General features: G+C 61.3%; 16 protein-coding genes. 9 read left to right on the top strand and 7 right to left on the bottom strand.

Annotated features, from left to right (window positions below):
- Positions 1-69: 69 nt before the first annotated feature.
- The gene (locus tag AC1D3C_RS28985) at positions 70-369 is read right to left on the bottom strand and encodes a DUF1905 domain-containing protein (protein ID WP_173426752.1); all 300 of its coding nucleotides are present in this window, start codon (positions 367-369) and stop codon (positions 70-72) included.
- 149 nt (positions 370-518) lie between these two features.
- Here AC1D3C_RS28985 and AC1D3C_RS28980 point away from each other — a divergent pair, with 149 nt between their 5' ends.
- Positions 519-989, top strand: a complete 471-nt coding sequence (locus AC1D3C_RS28980) for an SRPBCC family protein (RefSeq protein ID WP_477485295.1) — start codon at positions 519-521, stop codon at positions 987-989.
- A 120-nt stretch (positions 990-1,109) separates the two neighbouring features.
- Here the strand turns inward: AC1D3C_RS28980 and AC1D3C_RS28975 are convergent, their stop codons facing one another.
- Positions 1,110-2,483, bottom strand: a complete 1,374-nt coding sequence (locus AC1D3C_RS28975; protein WP_477485294.1) for a GGDEF domain-containing response regulator — start codon at positions 2,481-2,483, stop codon at positions 1,110-1,112.
- A 254-nt stretch (positions 2,484-2,737) separates the two neighbouring features.
- Here AC1D3C_RS28975 and AC1D3C_RS28970 point away from each other — a divergent pair, with 254 nt between their 5' ends.
- Together AC1D3C_RS28970 and map are read left to right on the top strand one after the other, a co-directional pair.
- Positions 2,738-3,781, top strand: coding sequence for an LLM class flavin-dependent oxidoreductase (locus AC1D3C_RS28970; protein WP_477485296.1), 1,044 nt, complete (start codon positions 2,738-2,740; stop codon positions 3,779-3,781).
- 69 nt (positions 3,782-3,850) lie between these two features.
- Positions 3,851-4,606, top strand: a complete 756-nt coding sequence (gene map / locus AC1D3C_RS28965) for a type I methionyl aminopeptidase (protein ID WP_477485293.1) — start codon at positions 3,851-3,853, stop codon at positions 4,604-4,606.
- 28 nt (positions 4,607-4,634) lie between these two features.
- Here map and AC1D3C_RS28960 read toward each other — a convergent pair whose 3' ends face one another.
- On the bottom strand, positions 4,635-4,850 hold the full coding sequence (locus tag AC1D3C_RS28960) for a hypothetical protein (protein ID WP_038544383.1): 216 nt from the start codon (positions 4,848-4,850) through the stop codon (positions 4,635-4,637).
- Positions 4,851-5,052: 202 nt separating this feature from the next.
- Between AC1D3C_RS28960 and AC1D3C_RS28955 the strand changes: the two genes are divergently transcribed.
- Both AC1D3C_RS28955 and sbmA read left to right on the top strand, forming a co-directional pair.
- Complete coding sequence (locus tag AC1D3C_RS28955; protein WP_477485292.1) at positions 5,053-6,228, top strand: YbfB/YjiJ family MFS transporter; 1,176 nt, start codon at positions 5,053-5,055, stop codon at positions 6,226-6,228.
- Positions 6,229-6,357: 129 nt separating this feature from the next.
- Entirely contained in the window at positions 6,358-7,629 is a 1,272-nt protein-coding gene (gene sbmA / locus AC1D3C_RS28950) for a peptide antibiotic transporter SbmA (protein ID WP_247035743.1), read from the top strand.
- A 647-nt stretch (positions 7,630-8,276) separates the two neighbouring features.
- Here the strand turns inward: sbmA and AC1D3C_RS28945 are convergent.
- Positions 8,277-9,275: a polysaccharide deacetylase family protein gene (locus AC1D3C_RS28945; protein ID WP_477485291.1), complete on the bottom strand. Its 999-nt coding sequence runs from the start codon at positions 9,273-9,275 to the stop codon at positions 8,277-8,279.
- Between the two features lie 265 nt (positions 9,276-9,540).
- Here AC1D3C_RS28945 and AC1D3C_RS28940 point away from each other — a divergent pair, with 265 nt between their 5' ends.
- Both AC1D3C_RS28940 and der read left to right on the top strand, forming a co-directional pair.
- A complete protein-coding gene (locus AC1D3C_RS28940; RefSeq protein ID WP_477485290.1) occupies positions 9,541-10,212 on the top strand; it encodes a tetratricopeptide repeat protein in 672 nt (223 codons plus the stop codon).
- A gap of 31 nt (positions 10,213-10,243) precedes the next feature.
- Entirely contained in the window at positions 10,244-11,671 is a 1,428-nt protein-coding gene (gene der / locus AC1D3C_RS28935) for a ribosome biogenesis GTPase Der (protein WP_255759527.1), read from the top strand.
- Positions 11,672-11,992: 321 nt separating this feature from the next.
- On the opposite strand, the gene AC1D3C_RS28930 is transcribed toward der, so the two are convergent.
- Positions 11,993-13,054: a glycosyltransferase family 4 protein gene (locus tag AC1D3C_RS28930; RefSeq protein WP_247138675.1), complete on the bottom strand. Its 1,062-nt coding sequence runs from the start codon at positions 13,052-13,054 to the stop codon at positions 11,993-11,995.
- Between the two features lie 168 nt (positions 13,055-13,222).
- Between AC1D3C_RS28930 and AC1D3C_RS28925 the strand changes: the two genes are divergently transcribed.
- Both AC1D3C_RS28925 and AC1D3C_RS28920 read left to right on the top strand, forming a co-directional pair.
- Positions 13,223-13,630 (top strand): OsmC family protein, encoded by a 408-nt coding sequence (locus tag AC1D3C_RS28925; RefSeq protein ID WP_477485289.1) that lies wholly within the window; start codon positions 13,223-13,225, stop codon positions 13,628-13,630.
- A 114-nt stretch (positions 13,631-13,744) separates the two neighbouring features.
- Complete coding sequence (locus tag AC1D3C_RS28920; RefSeq protein WP_247138677.1) at positions 13,745-14,083, top strand: hypothetical protein; 339 nt, start codon at positions 13,745-13,747, stop codon at positions 14,081-14,083.
- Positions 14,084-14,228: 145 nt separating this feature from the next.
- Here the strand turns inward: AC1D3C_RS28920 and AC1D3C_RS28915 are convergent, their stop codons facing one another.
- Positions 14,229-14,747, bottom strand: a complete 519-nt coding sequence (locus tag AC1D3C_RS28915) for a hypothetical protein (protein ID WP_477485288.1) — start codon at positions 14,745-14,747, stop codon at positions 14,229-14,231.
- A 155-nt stretch (positions 14,748-14,902) separates the two neighbouring features.
- Positions 14,903-15,817, bottom strand: a complete 915-nt coding sequence (locus tag AC1D3C_RS28910; protein ID WP_477485287.1) for a sugar kinase — start codon at positions 15,815-15,817, stop codon at positions 14,903-14,905.
- Between the last annotated feature and the right edge of the window lie 138 nt (positions 15,818-15,955).

The raw sequence follows: 15,955 nt of genomic DNA, 5'->3' as shown, positions 1-15,955 counted from the left end.
CCCCAACCCCTCCCCACAAGGGGGAGGGGCTCCTCGCATCGCCTCATATTCCACATGCAATGCTCTCCGCTACCGCCTCGGCTGCCGTAACGTCATCTCCACGGCAATCGTGTCGCCTGCGGTAATTCCGGTCTTTTTCCGCACCGCGTCCTTCAATGGCAGCAGATAGGTTTCGTCCTTCGGGAAGAGCGACGTGTAGAAGGAGACGCCGCCGATCGTGGCGTCGACCGGAATTACGCCCCAGCCGTAGCTCACGAGCTTCGATAGTCGCCTGATCTCCTCCGCATGGTTCGGCGGGAGCGGCGCGAAGAAGAACGGGGACGGGCCGCGCCAGTGGATGACCGTCGCCTCAAATATGAACTGGACCATTGCCCCTCCCGATGCCTGTYACCCGGTTCCGAAAATATTTGCTGCAGACCCTTAAAAAATTACATGACACTTGTCGGATATCGTTCTCGTCACACGTCCTAGGTTCAACATCGGATGAGATGTTTTGTGAAACTCGAGGGAGACCGACGATGACCGAGAATACCGCCAAGCACGCGCTGCAGATCGTCCGCGAGATGAACGTGCCGGCCGACAAGCTCTACAAGGCCTGGACCACGCCGGAACGCATGGGCGAATGGTTCTGTCCGCAGCCCTGGAAGGTGACCGAAGCCCGGATGGACATCCGTGCAGGCGGATCGAGCTTCATCCTGATGGAAGGGCCGAACGGTGAGAAGATCCCCAATTATGGGATCTATCTGGAAGTGGTGCCGAACAAGAAACTGGTCTTCACCGACGCCTATACCAGCGCCTGGGTGCCGTCGGAAAAGCCGTTCATGACTGCAGTCGTCGAATTCGAGGACCTCGGCAACGGCCGCACGAAATATATCGCGACGGCCTATCACTGGACGGAGGAAGACAAGAATGCCCATCAGCAGATGGGCTTCGAGGAAGGCTGGGGTATCGTTGCCAGACAGCTCGAAGAGATCGCCAAGACGTTCTGAAGCAGAGAGTTGTCGCCCGGGTGAGGCTCGGGCGGCTTCGCCGGTCTCAAGGCGCTTTCGGGATTGATTCAGAAGGCTGCCGTAAGTCTTTGAAAACGGATTCGAACTTCGTTTGGCAATTCACCGGGTGCCGGGGCGCCGGGTCACTCGGGTACGGGGTTCCTCCGGTTCCTGCGCCTGGGGGATCAGCGCTTCCGGTATCGTCAGGCTTGAATAGACGCGGTTGCGGCCGTTCTTTTTTGCCATGTAGAGAAGCTGATCGGCGGCGTTGAGCTGGTTGCCGAAGGTCTCGCGCTCCTCCATTTCCATGACGCCGATGGAGATGGTCACCGATATGTCCTTGTCCTGCAGGGGGATGGTGGTGGTTTGGACGCGGCTGCGTACCTGTTCGCAGAAGGAATGAGCCTGGAAGGCGTTGGTGTCCTTCATGTAGATTGCGAACTCTTCGCCGCCGAGGCGGGCAGCGAGGTATCGCTTGTCGATGGTCATCTCCCTGAGGGTGCTGGCAAGACGCTTCAGCACCTGGTCGCCGGCCTCGTGGCCGTAGGTGTCGTTGACCGACTTGAAATGGTCGATGTCGAGGATGGCAACCGCGTCGTTTGGCGGTGCAGGCTCCAGGGGCGGGTTCTTTTCGAAGAAGAAGCGGCGGTTTGCGAGACCCGTCAGATGGTCTCGTTCCGCCAGATAACGCAGCCGCTTCAGCTGGGTCAGCGTTTCGACATTGTTGTCGATGCGGCATTGCAGCTCTTCCGGGACGAAGGGACGGTAGATGAAATCCGACGCTCCGGCTTTCAGGAAGCTTGCGGAGAGGCCGCGGTCGGTCGAAGACGAAACCCCGATAATGCGCAGTTCGTCCGAAGGCCGGGTTGCACGAATGCGCCTCGTCAGCTCGTGTCCGTCCATGTCGGGCATGTTGTAGTCGGTGATCACCAGTTCGATCGACGGATTGTCGGCAAGGATATCCAGAGCCTGCTTGCCGGAGTGCGCTTCGAGGACACGAAAATTCTGCCGCTGCATGATCTCGACCAGACCGGAACGGGCCCATCTCGCGTCATCGACGACGAGAACGGAGAAGGCGTTGTTGGTCAGGATGCGGTTCACGGTCCTGACGACCGTATCGACCGTCGTGTTGTCGCTCTTGACGATGTAGTCGATGATCTTCCGCTCGGTGTAGCGGATGGTGGTCTCAGTCTCGGAGGTTGCCGTGAAGACGATTGTCGGAACCGCGTATTCGGCCAGCAGGGCAAGGATCTCGCCGTTTGGCGCATCGGGCAGGTTGAGGCCGGTCAGGGCCAGGGTGAACTTCTGCCCCTCCAGCAGCATACGAGCTTGAGCCAGGCTCGCACAGCAAAAGGTCCTGCCGGCAGTCTCCCGCTCGAGCCGTTGTCGCAGCAAGGCCGAAAGGGCGGCGGAATCCTCCACGATAAGGATGTCATTCGACGATTGCAGGTTCGGAACGTCCGAGTCCGGCCGATTTCCGGTGCCGTCATTCATTCGATTTACCTAAACTATTGTCTCTGCTGGCCGGGGAGTCTATGCCCGATCGATTACCATTCCCTTAGGTGCTAAACCTATATTTGTGTCCGAAATCTTACAGTCCCGTGCGAGTTGTCAAATTATGGCACAGGTGCTGCCGGTCGGGCCGTGCGCCTATCCATTCCATCGAACGATGCCTTCGAAAGAATAGCATTTGCGCCTGACGTGCCCGATAACTATCTGACGGGCATCAACGAATGGATTTCTTCAAGATGGAACTCGGACTTCATACTTTTGGCGATGTCGATGCCGCAGCACTGGACAAGGGCGCGGAAGGCGCAAGGCGGATCAAGGATCTGCTGGAGGAGATCGCACTTGCCGACCAGGTGGGGCTCGACGTGTTCGGGCTCGGCGAACATCACCGCCCGGACTATGTTGTCTCGTCGCCCTCGACCGTGCTTGCCGCGGCGGCCGCGATCACCAAGAATATCCGGCTGACCAGCGCCGTCTCGGTGCTCTCGTCCGACGATCCGGTGCGGGTCTTCCAGCAGTTTTCGACCGTCGATCTGATTTCGAATGGCCGGGCGGAGATCATGGCGGGCCGCGGCTCGTTCATCGAATCCTATCCGCTGTTCGGCTACGACCTCGGCGACTATGACGAGCTGTTTTCCGAAAAGCTCGATCTGCTGCTCGCCATCCGCGACGAGGAGATCGTCACCTGGCAGGGGGAGAAGCGCGCGCCGATCAACGGCCGCGGCGTCTATCCGCGCCCGCTGCAGAGGCAACTGCCGATCTGGATCGCCGTCGGCGGCACGCCGCAGTCGGTGGCGCGGGCCGGGGCCATGGGCCTGCCGCTCGCGGTCGCCATCATCGGCGGCGAGTATCCGCGCTTTGCGCCCTTCTTCAACCTCTACCGGGAGGCTGCCCGCCGCGCCGGCCAGGATCCGGCCAAGCTGAAGACCAGCATCAACGTGCATGGTTTTATCGCAGATACGACCGAGGCCGCTGCCGACCAGTTCTACGGCCCGCAGGCGGAGGTGATGAACCGCATCGGCCGCGAACGCGGCTGGGGGCCGACCAACCGGGCGCATTTCGACGAGGCGCGCTCGACGCTCGGCAATCTCTTCCTCGGCGAGCCGGAACTGGTAGCCGAAAAGATCATCGCCGCCCACAAAGTGTTCGGCATGGACCGGTTCCTGCTGCAGATGGCGATCGGTCCTATGCCGCACGCCCAGGTGATGCGCGGCATCGAGCTCTACGGCACGAAAGTCGCGCCGCTGGTCAGAAAAGAACTGGGGTCGTCAGAAAAGAATTGACGGGCTCGGCCGATGGCGCGAAACCGGCCGCCTGATCGAGTTTGAACACGTTAGAACGTTAGGCAGACCATGGTTATCTCCACCGAAGACGAACTGGCCAAGCTGAAGGATATCGGCAGGCTTTGCGCGCAGGCGATGGAGACCATGGCAAAGGCACTGGAACCGGGGATCACTACCCGCGAACTCGACGCGATCGGCCGCAAGTTCCTGGAGGACAATGGTGCACAATCGGCGCCGGAAACCTGCTACCAGTTTCCGGGCGCCACCTGCATCAGCGTCAACGAGGAAGTCGCCCACGGCATTCCGGGCGACCGGGTGATCCAGGCGGGCGACCTCGTCAATATCGACGTCTCGGCGGTCAAGGACGGTTTTTTCGGCGATACGGGTTCCTCCTACGCTGTGCCGCCGGTCAAGCGCGAGATCGAAAAGCTCTGCCGCGACGGCCGCCGGGCGCTGTGGACCGGGCTGCAGCAGGTCAAGGCCGGAAAGCCGCTTTCCGGTATCGGCAATGCGATCGGAAACTTCGCCAAGAAAAACCGCTATACGCTGATCACCAATCTTTCGAGCCACGGCATCGGCCTGACGCTGCATGACGAGCCGAAGGAAATCCCCACCTGGCCGGATCGCCACGAGACGCGCTCGATGGAAGACGGGCTGGTGTTTACCATCGAGCCGTTCCTGTCACTCGGCGCCAACTGGGCCGAGGACGGCGGCAATGGCGATCCCTGGACGCTCTACAGCGACCCCAGGGCACCCACCGTGCAATATGAGCATACGATCGTCGCGACCCGTAACGGACCGTTGATCCTGACACTCGCGGATTGAGGGAAGACCTGCCGTCGCGGCAGGTCGGTCAGTTGTGCTTGTTGGCGCCCGACACGGCATCGACGCGACGATAGAAGGCGTCGGTACGCTCCGTCTGAAGGTTTCCCAGCATCTGGCGCGCATAGACGCGGGACGCACTCTGCAGCAATTGCGCAAAAGCGGCATAACCGACAGCGTCGGCCTGGCGAAGCTGGGCGATCAACGGATCGACAAGCACTTCGGATAGGGTCAGGTCATGTTCCATGCGCATGCCTCCGCGCCCCGATGGCGATGGCTCAGAGATTGGCTTGCTTTCATGTCAGCAGCAAGACGGTTTCGGTCATGCACTGCACCAAATCGTCGCGGCACATGCACGATCGCTTGTGTACCGATCCATCATTCCGGTGCATCGCTGCAATGAAAATTCCTTATTTGCCGCGACCGGGCGCGGCTGCGATAACCGTGCCATGCTGCAGATCAATACGAGTTATTCGCACCGCCCCCTGTTGATCGGCTTTGCCGGCGCCATCGCCATGGCGGCGGCGATGGGTTTCGGGCGTTTCTTCTACACGCCGATCCTGCCCGGCATGATGACCGGCATTCCGCTTTCGGCGGCCGATGCGGGGTATATCGCGGCGGGCAATTTCGCCGGTTATCTCGCCGGCGCCATTCTCTCCGCCTATGGCTGGGCGGCGGGGCGCGAGCGCAATGTGGCGCTCGGCGGGCTTCTGGCGACCGCGATCCTGCTTGCCGCCATGGCCGCGACCGACTCCGTCGTCGCCTTCATCGTCATCCGGTTTCTGGCAGGCCTTGCGAGCGCGCTTGCGATGATCTTCACCTCGTCGATCGTGCTGCCCTATGCGGTCGGCCGCGACAATGTGAACGTCCTGCATTTCGGCGGCGTCGGGCTTGGCATCACGCTCTCCTCGGCGTTGGTCTTCGTCGTCAATACGATGGTCGGTGATGGCGCGCACGGCTGGCGGACGAACTGGCTCGCCGGCGCGGCGATCGTGCTCGTCGTGCTCGCCGTTGTCGCGTGGATCCTGCCGAAACAGGCGATCGGCACCGGCGCGGCGGTCGAACCGCCGCTTAAATGGCGCAGGCCGCTCGTGCTGCTCACTGCCTCCTACGGACTTTTCGGCTTCGGCTACGTGATCACCGCGACCTTCCTCGTCACCATAGCGCGGATGGGGAATGCCGGCCCGGTCGTCGAATTCCTCGCCTGGTTCCTGACCGGCTCGGCGGCTGCCGTTTCACTCCTGCTCTGGAGGCCGGTGGTCAACCGCTTCGGGCTCGGCAAAACCTATGCCACGGCGCTCGGCCTGCAGATGGTCGGGGTGCTCGGTTCGGTCATGCTGCCGCCGACGGCGGGTGCGCTTGTCGGCGGGCTGCTGCTCGGCGTCACCTTCATGGTGATCACCGCCTACGGGCTGCAGATCGGCCGGAAGCTTTCGCCGGAAAGCCCGCGCCGGGCACTCGCCTCCGCCACCGCCGCCTTCGGCACCGGCCAGATCATCGGCCCGCTGGTCGCCGGCTGGATCGCTCAAGGGAGCGGCAGTTTCGTCGCCCCGACGCTTCTTGCGGCGGCGGCCCTTGTCGTGTGCGTTCTCCTCGCACTCCCGGTTGCGCGCAGCGCTTCCTAATAATCCCGTGGTTACAATTGCGTAACAAAATGACGGGGCCATTGCCGCTCCCTTGGAACTGCCTTAGTTTCCGGCTCAACAGTCGTTTCCGACATCCCGCCGACTCGAACTCAGGAAAGCCAAAGCTCCGTGTTCCACTCCTTCTTTCCCCGGCCGAAACTGTTCGCACTTTCGGGCGTCGTTTGGGCCATTGTTACCATCCTGGCCTGGTATTTCGTCTTCGACGGTCTTGGCGCATCCTTCGGATATGTGATGCCGGAGCGGGAACCTTACGATCTTTCCTATTTCCTGGTGCCTGCTAATCTCTGGTTTTATGCGTATTTCGCGGTCTGCCTGGTGCTGTTCGGGGGCGTCTGGACCGTCGTCGCCAGGGATCATTCCTGGAAGCGCTGGTCGATCTGGGGTTCGCTGCTGATCATCGCGGTGACCTATTTCAGCGTTCAGGTTTCGGTCGTCATTAATAATTTCCGCCGCCCCTTCGGCGATCTGCTGCAGAATGCTTTAGCGGGTAAGGAAGGTATTACGGTCTGGGATTTCTACGATCTTCAGATCGTATTCGCTAAGATCGCTTTCCTGAGCATGGGTGTTGCAATTCTGACGGACTTCTTCACCAGCCACTACATCTTCCGCTGGCGTACGGCGCTGAACGACTTCTACATGTCGAAATGGGAAAAGCTGCGCCATATAGAAGGCGCCTCCCAGCGTGTCCAGGAAGACACGATGCGGTTTTCCTCCACCCTGGAGGGACTGGGCATCAACCTAATTAATTCGGTGATGACGCTGATCGTCTTCCTGCCGATTCTGTTCGGTCTGTCGAGTTATGTCTCCGAGTTGCCAGTTATCGGTGAGATACCGCATGCGCTGTTCTGGCTGGCGATTTTCTGGTCGGCCTTTGGTACCGTCCTTCTGGCAACGGTCGGCATTAAGCTTCCGGGCTTGAACTTCCGCAATCAGCGCGTCGAAGCCGCCTATCGAAAGGAACTGGTTTACGGCGAAGATCACGCCGACCGTGCTCAGCCCCTCACTGTAAGGGAGCTTTATTCCAATGTGCGGAAGAATTATTTCCGGATGTATTGGCATTATCTCTATTTCAATATTGCGCGATACTTTTATATACAGGCAGATGCGAATTTCCTTATAATTATGCTTATCCCCACCATTGTCGCTCACAAGATTACCTATGGTATATTTCAGCAGATATTGACTGCCTTCGGACAGGTAAGCAACTCTTTCCAGTATCTCGTCAGTTCCTGGACGACGATCATCGAGTTGCTGTCCATCCACAAACGTCTGAAGGCCTTCGAAGCCGCCATCGAAGACAAGCCGCTGCCGGAAATCGACCAGCACTATCTGGAGCGGGAAGCCGAAGCCGGCGAGATCGCGGCCGACCGGCCGTATTGATTTCGTCCGCAGGTTTTTAGAACAGCATTTTGGGCCGCGCCGGACGTCACTCCGGCGCGGTTTTGGTCTGGGATTGGGGCAGGCGGTATCGAGTATGTGGGAGGTAGGTGGTTTTGCCTGCCCCGGCCGGTTGCTGCAGCTTTTTGGGAGTTGTCAGTTCCCGTTCCACCACATTCGACGGCCATCACCGGAAACCGGGGTCCGAAAACCCTTGAGGAGAATGCCGGTTCGCGAACCCGGTTTCCCATCCGATGACGGGGTGATTATGGCGCGGGTTCGGGAGGCGGGGATGGACGGGGAAGTGGATCTGGGTAAGGCGTTGACGGGGTTGGGCTGATTTTTGTGGACAGGGAAAATCGTCCCCGGCAAAGACCCCTCCCGGCCTGCCGGCCACCCTCCCCACAAGGGGGAGGGACATATGCCGTGCGCTCACCGCTCCAAACGAAGCGCCTATCATTCACAGACGTGTTCATAGCAATGACTGGCGGGGAGACGGTACGCCCTGACATCCGTCATTTGGCGCCGACATCGCGGCAGATCTCCCTCCCCCTTGTGGGGAGGGTGCCCGGCAGGGCGGGAGGGGTTTTTTATGCGTGCAGGCCGGGAGGGTCCTGTATCGCCCCAGCCTCACGAACCCAGCCTGAACCCTACAGCCCCGATGCCACCCGTGGCTTCTCCCGTTCGTGGATCAGCCTGATCGCCTCCGAATAACTGACGCAGGCTACGTCTTGCTTCCCACAGACTTCCGTCACCAGCCGTTCCATCGCCCGCCAATAGGCGCCGCCGTTCATTTCGACGAAATGCAGGCCAATCTGGAGGGGGATGCGGTCGCCGTCATACTCCTTGTCGAAGGCGGCCTTGAAGGCGGAGTAGGCGCGTTCCTCGAATTCGGCGGTACTGCTCGGATTGTCGATGCCGCCGGAATGGCGGATGAAGAGGTTGTAGTCCATGGCGATGATCGGCCGATTGGACGGGCCTTCCGGAATGAGCGGCAGGCCGAAGCGGATAAGCCCGCCCTTTTCCTCCGGCATGACCGGTCCCTTGGTGACGAGGCTGGCGTCATAGCGGATGCCGGCCCGTCTTTCGGCTTCGACCAGGCCGGGGCTGGTGGAAAAATAGGGGGCGCGGAAACCATTGATCCCGGTCGCGACGAAATCCTTCCAGCCGGTGGGCTCCTCCGATCCGGCGCCGGCGGTCTTCCAGGCATTGGTCAGCACGTCGCGAAAGGTGGTGAATTCCGCGCTCCAATCGGCTGCCGTCCAGTCCTTGCCATCGAAATGGCCGCAGGTATGGCTGGAAATGTCGTGGCCTTCGAGATGCGCCTGCCAGACATGGCCGAGCCGTTTGCGAGCCTCTGCGGCGGTTTGGGCAAAGCCGATATTCGACTTGCCCGGCTTCTCGTTCGGCCCCTGGTAGCTTTTGGCATTGGCGCGCTCGATCACCAGCGTGCAGGAGAGAAAGTAAGTGAAATGGGCGTTGGCGCGCTTGGCAAGGTCGCGGCTGCGCTGCCAGAGGTTGTTGGCGCCGGCACCGTCGAACGAGACCATCACCAGTTGTTTCGGCTTGCCAGCGGTATTGTCGGCGGCGCTGGCTGCAAACGGCGCTGCGAGAAGACAGAGGGCGAGGGGAAGGGCAAGCGAACGCATAAGGTACCTGAATCATGGCGAAGGGCAGCGGGCTTTGTGGCCGCAGAATAAGGCGAAGCTTTGAGCGGTCAGGTTTAAGTGTGGATTCCGCCCGAAAGGTCGCCCACGAGTGTTCCGAGCGGATGTTTTCGGGGTTGCGCTTGCCGACTTTGCAAAACCGGGGACCACTTTTGCGCGACGGGAGTTAAGGGGGGCCTTACATCTCCGGGAAAATAGGCTAGAAGGCGCTTTTCCGCATGATGGGCCGGTTGGGCCGGAGACTTTGATGGCGCAGGACGACGACAGTTTTATTCGCGAAGTGAACGAGGAGCTTCGTTCCGATCAGTTCAGGGGTGCATGGCAGCGTTACGGCAGGATTGTGATCGCGGTCGCCGTGCTGATCGTCGTCGGTACGGCTGGTTATCGTGGCTATGAATACTGGAACACACATAATTCTTCGCAATCGGGCGACCGTTTCCTGGCGGCCCTGAAGCTTGCTTCGGAAAACAAGAACGACGAGGCACTGGCCGCCTTCGGCGCGCTCGAAAAGGACGGCAGCGGCGCCTATCCCGTGCTCGCCAAGCTGCGCGCCGGCTCGGTGCAGCAGTCCAAGGGCGACGCCACTGGGGCGATCGCCACCTTCTCGGCGGTCGGCAAGGACGCCAAGGCGCCACAGTCGATGCGCGACCTTGCCCGGATGCGCGCCGCCTGGCTGCTGATCGACAACGGCACCTATGAACAGGTGGCCGCCGAAGTGCAGGCCATGGCCGTGCCCGCCAATCCGCTTGCCAATTCCGCCCGCGAGGCGCTTGGTCTTGCCGCCTACAAGGCCGGCAAGGTCGCGCAGGCCAAGGAATGGTTCCAGCAGATCGCCAATGACGCCTCTGCGCCGCGCAATGTTGCCAACCGCGCGCAGATCATGCTCGACAACATCGCCTCTTCAGGCAAGGCGCCCTGACGGTTTCCGCCCAGGGCTTTAAGGATACAGAATGAGCTTCACCGTCGCCATTGTCGGACGCCCGAACGTCGGCAAGTCCACGCTTTTCAATCGCCTGGTTGGAAAGAAGCTGGCACTTGTCGACGACACGCCGGGCGTCACCCGCGATCGCCGTCCGGGCGACGCGAAGCTCATTGACCTCAAATTCACGATCATCGATACCGCCGGTCTCGAAGAGGCCGGGCCGGAAACGCTCGAAGGCCGCATGCGCGCCCAGACCGAGGCCGCGGTCGACGACGCCGACCTGACGCTGTTCGTGGTCGACGCCAAGTTCGGCCTGACGCCGCTCGACAAGACGTTCGGCGAGTTGCTGCGCCGCAGCGGCAAGCCGGTCGTGCTGGTCGCCAACAAGTCGGAAGCGCGCGGTTCCGACGCCGGTTTCTACGATGCCTATACGCTGGGTCTCGGAGAGCCTGTTCCGATCTCGGCCGAGCACGGCCAGGGGATGATCGACCTGCGCGATGCGATCGTCGAGGCGCTCGGCGAGGAGCGGGCGTTTCCGGAAGACGATGACGAGGCGGAGACCAATATCGACGTCCGGGATTCCGATTTTGCGGACGAGGGCGAGGATGAGGCCGAGCCGGAATACGACGAGACCAAGCCGCTGCGCGTCGCCATCATCGGCCGCCCGAATGCCGGCAAGTCGACGCTGATCAACCGCTTCCTCGGTGAAGACCGGCTGCTGACCGGGCCGGAAGCGGGCATCACCCGCGACTCGATCTCTGTCGAGTGGGAATGGCGCGACCGCACCATCAAGATGTTCGACACCGCCGGCATGCGCAAGAAGGCGCGCGTCCAGGAGAAGCTTGAAAAGCTGTCTGTTGCGGATGCGCTGCGCTCGATCCGGTTTGCCGAAACGGTGGTCATCGTTTTCGACGCCACCATTCCGTTCGAGAAGCAGGACCTGCAGCTCGTCGACCTGGTGTTGCGCGAAGGCCGGGCCGCGGTGCTTGCCTTCAACAAGTGGGATCTGGTTGAAGACACGCAGGCGGTGCTTGCGGATCTCCGCGAAAAGACCGAACGGCTGCTGCCGCAGGCGCGGGGGCTTCGCGCCGTGCCGATTTCCGGCCAGACCGGCTACGGTCTCGATAAGCTGATGCAGAGCATCATCGACACCGACAAGGTGTGGAACAAGCGCATCTCGACCGCCAGGCTCAACCGCTGGCTCGATGGCGTGCAGACCCAGCATCCGCCACCGGCCGTCTCCGGCCGCCGCCTGAAGCTCAAGTATATGACCCAGGTCAAGGCCCGCCCGCCGGCCTTCATGGTGTCCTGCACCAGGCCGGACGCGCTGCCGGAAAGTTATATCCGCTACCTGATCAACGGGTTGCGCGCCGACTTCGACATTCCAGGCGTGCCGATCCGCATGCATTTCAAGGCGGGTGAAAATCCCTTCGAGGGACGCAAGAAGAAGCGGTGAGGGGTTTCTGGGTTTGTATCTGGCGTTTTTGGCTCTCCCGCGAGGCGGGAGGTCATCGCCTGTGAGGAACGGGGCGGTGCATCCTGCCGATCTCCCCCCTTGAGGGGGAGATGCCCGGCAGGGCAGAGGGGGGTGTCGCGGCACACTCTTCTGCCGCTGTATTTGCCGAACCGTCGTCACCCCCCTCTGTCACTTTCGTGACATCTTCCCCTCAAGGGGGGAGATCATTGGGAGACTGCCGCACCGTCTCTTTTCCTCCGGGCGAATATCGTCGTATGCAGGGAGAGCGCGCCTTGCGAGGCGAGCGGATGGGGATTGGCGTTATACCGTCGAAGGCCTAATTCCACCCCGTGGGGCCGGCAGTTTCGGCCGCCCTTGGGCAATCAGCACATTGTTCAAAAACTGTTTCGACGCCGCTTCCCAGGTGAATTTGCGGGCGAGCTGCCTTGCGTTTTCGCGCGAGCAGCCAAGCGCCGCAAGGCAGGCCAGGCGGAGATCTTCGTTGAGCGCCCCGGCACCCGAACCGTCCTCGATGATGTCGATCGGGCCGGTGACCGGGTAAGCGGCGACCGGCACGCCGCTGGCCAGCGCTTCCAGGATCGTGTTGCCGAACGTGTCGGTCTTCGACGGGAAGACGAAGACGTCGGCCTGGGCATAGGCGCGGGCGAGATCCTCGCCGGTCTTCATGCCGGTGAACAGCACGTTCGGATATCGCTTTTGCAAATCGGCGCGCGCCGGGCCGTCGCCGACCACGACCTTGGAGCCGGGCAGATCGAGATCGAGGAAGGCCGGCAGGTTCTTTTCCACCGCGACGCGGCCGACGGTCATGAAGATCGGGCGCGGCAGGTCGAAGGGCCGTTCGTCGAGATCCATCGGGTGGAACATCGTCTGGTCGATGCCGCGGCTCCAGCGCAGCAAGTTTTTGAGGCCGAGCTTCGAAAGCTCGCGTTCGAGGCTGGCGGTCGCCACCATGCAACCATTGCCGGCATTGTGGAACCAGCGCACGAAGCCGTGCAGCCAGCGGACCGGGATGGGGAACCGCGCCGCCACATATTCCGGAAAACGGGTGTGATAGCTGGTCGAGAAGGGAATGTTGTTCTTCAGGCACCAGCGGCGTGCGAGCAGGCCGAGCGGACCTTCGGTGGCGATGTGAACGGCAGTCGGCATCGACGCCTGAATGGCGCTGGCGATCTGCCAGTAGGTGGCGACCGACAGGCGGATTTCCGGATAGGTGGGGCAGGGAACGCTGGTAAAGTCCTGTGGCGTCACCATCGTCACGTCGACGCCCATCTGGGCGAGTTCCCGGTTGGTATTCTCGATCGAACGGACGACGCCGTTCACCTGAGGGTACCAGGCATCCGTCACGATGGTTATTCTTGTCATGGAAGGTCGAACCCGGTTGCCGATCCGTCCACGACTCGCGCCAACGGACACGTTTTCAGCCTTCTATCGGGAAAGTTTGTTACAGGCTGATGAAGGGGGCGTGGCGGGCACAGGTTGAACGGATTTCAGATAGGTAGCGTCATCAGATCAGCTGAGGAGGATTGCCCCATGATTACGTCGATCGTCGAGCTTCGCAACGTGGGCGGAACCGAGGCGGCTTTGGGCTGGGCCGGCAGCCATACGATCGTCGTCGACCGGCCGGAGGGCAAGGCCGGCGGGCGCAATCTCGGGTTCAACGGCGGACAGCTTCTGGCGCTGGCGATCGGCGGGTGTTTCTGCAACGACCTCCGATACGCGGCGCACGAGATGAACATCGATACCGAGGATATCGCGGTCAGCGTCACCCTTCAGCTCGAGGGCGCGCCGCTGATCGCCGTCGGTGCTGAACTCGACGTCATCTGCACCTCGGGCGATGGTGCCGACACCAAGGCCCTGATCGAACGCGCCAGAAGCGTCTGCACGGTCGCCAATTCGGTGATGCGGGGCTTTCCGGTGTCGTTCCGGGTTGCCGGCTGACGTCCTAGACGCGATGATCATGTCAGGGTTGTGACAGTCCTTTTTCTCTGTTTTTTCAGTTGCAAAATTCCCCATCGCATACTACCCATACATCCGTTCATTTCGGGGGATATTATGAAGCTTTCTCAAGTAGTTGCGTTAGCGGTTGCGGCCGCGTGCCTCGCATCATGCGGGCCGACACGAAATCAATATGAAGTGGTTGTAACCGCTTTGGAGGGGAGTTCCCGGGCGCGGAATGCCGTCTATGCAAATTGCCTTAAGAAAGAACGCACGACGGCCTGGAAGAAGGAGGCCTCCGTCTTCATGAACGTCTCGGAGGCGAAAGCCCCGGCTGTGTTCTGTCAACGGGCGCTTGACGGTCTTGTCAAACGCAGGATTACATTCGCGGATGTTTCCGCCGTTTATGCAGGCGATCTGACGCCGAATATCGTCAAGGTCCTGCAGGGACGATAAACTGGAAAACTGCGCAATGTAGCCGAGGCCCTGATCGAACGCGCCAAAAGCATCTGCACGGTCGCCAATTCGGTGATGCAGGGCTTTCCGGTGTCGTTCCGGGTTGCCAGCTGACCTCTGAGCGAGGCAGCCGGCGCCGGGGCGGTTAGTTGGCGGCGATGGTGAATTCCTGGTCGAAAGTCGAGGTCTGGTCACCGCTCATGTCGTGGATCGTGTAGGTCAGCGTGTATTTGCCCGCCGGCGCGCCCGTCAGCGTCAGGGTGAAATCCATCGAGAATTCCATGTTGGCGTTGTGGCTCTGGAGGACATTGGTGGAGAAGGCCTTCTGGTCGAGCATGACCTCGCCGTTCGCCGCCTTGATCTTCAGGTCCGATACGAAGTTGAGTTCGTACATGTCGTGGGGAAGCTCCTTCCAACCGTAGCCGATCGGCTCGACATAGGTGATGACCTTTTCACCCGGCTTGAAAATGCTGGACTGCTTTTCCTGGTAGATTCCGTAGCCGGTCGAGGGCGCGGTGACGAAAGTCACCAGCCGTTCCGTCAGGCCGAGCTTTCCCCATGCCTCATAGGTCTTCGTTTCGGCCTTGGTCAGGGCGTCGATCGGGGCGGAGTGTGCTGCGGGGGATAGGGTCAGGACGGTCAGGAAGGCAAGGGCGATACGCATTTTCATTTCCTCATTGGGAGCGATCGTTTAATCACGCCAACCCTTTCACAGAATGACTGAAAATTGATTTATGACACGGGCACGGAAAACAACGGAGATCTGGCGCCGATCTCGGCCTCTGTCGTCGGTCGCTGCCGGTCATGTCCGTCGGCGTTTCAGCCCGGCAGCAGCGCCGGGCTGATCAGCGCGCCGTGGTGGCCGATGACGACGGATGCGACCGAGGCGCCGTAGGCGGCGGCCTGCGCCGGCGGGATACCGCGGACGAGGCGGGAGAGGAAGGCGCCGTTAAAACTGTCGCCGGCGCTGGTGGTGTCGACGAGCTCAGCGGTCCTGACCGAAGGGACGTGGACGGGAGCGGTGCCGCCGAAGCTCAGCGTTGCGCCATCCGCGCCGTTCTTGACCACGACGTTCTCTACGCCAAGCGCATGGTAGCGGGCGATGGTGTCGGCCACCGTTGCGTCGCCGAAATGGGTGGTCTCGTCGTCGAAGCTCGGCAGGACCAGCGAGGCCGCACGGGCGCCTGCCTCCATCGTTCTCAGCATGTAGTCCCTGTCCGGCCAGAGGCGGGGCCGGATGTTGGGGTCGAAGGCGACCGTCTTGCCGGAAGCCTTGGCGCGGCGCAGTTCCGACAGCAGCGTCTCGACCGCTTCGGGGCTGAGGATGCCCAGCGTGATGCCGGAGAAATAGAGGATGTCGGCAGCCTCGACAGCACTGCGCAGGTGGTCGGCATCGTCGGCGAGTTTCTTTGCGGCGGCGGTGTCGCGCCAGTAGCTGAAGGTGCGTTCGCCGTTCTTCAGCGTGATCAGGTAGAGGCCGGGCGTCTTGCCTTCGATGCGGCGGATGAAGCCGGTGCCGATGCCGGCATCCCGCATCATCGACAGCATTTCGGTCGACAGGGGATCGTCGCCGACGGCGGTGAAATAGTCCACCGACCATTCGGCGGGCAGGCAGGCGCGCGCGTACCAGGCGGTGTTGAAGGTGTCGCCGGCAAAGCCTTTGCGCAGCAGGCCTTCGCCCGCCTGCGACAGCTCCACCATGCATTCGCCGATCGAAAGAAGCCGTCCGCCCAATTGCATTCCTCCCGTATTTTGAAACTCGCATAGGCCGAAGTTTCAGCCGTGGCAAGAGAGTGGATCCGGAACTTCGCAGAGCCTTGCTTATGCGTTGTCTTTTGAACGGGGGGCACTAGGTTGGGCTGGAACATTTGA

The sequence above is a fragment of the Neorhizobium sp. P1_A6 genome (assembly GCF_056406795.1).
This window is presented reverse-complemented; position numbering and strand designations above follow the sequence as displayed.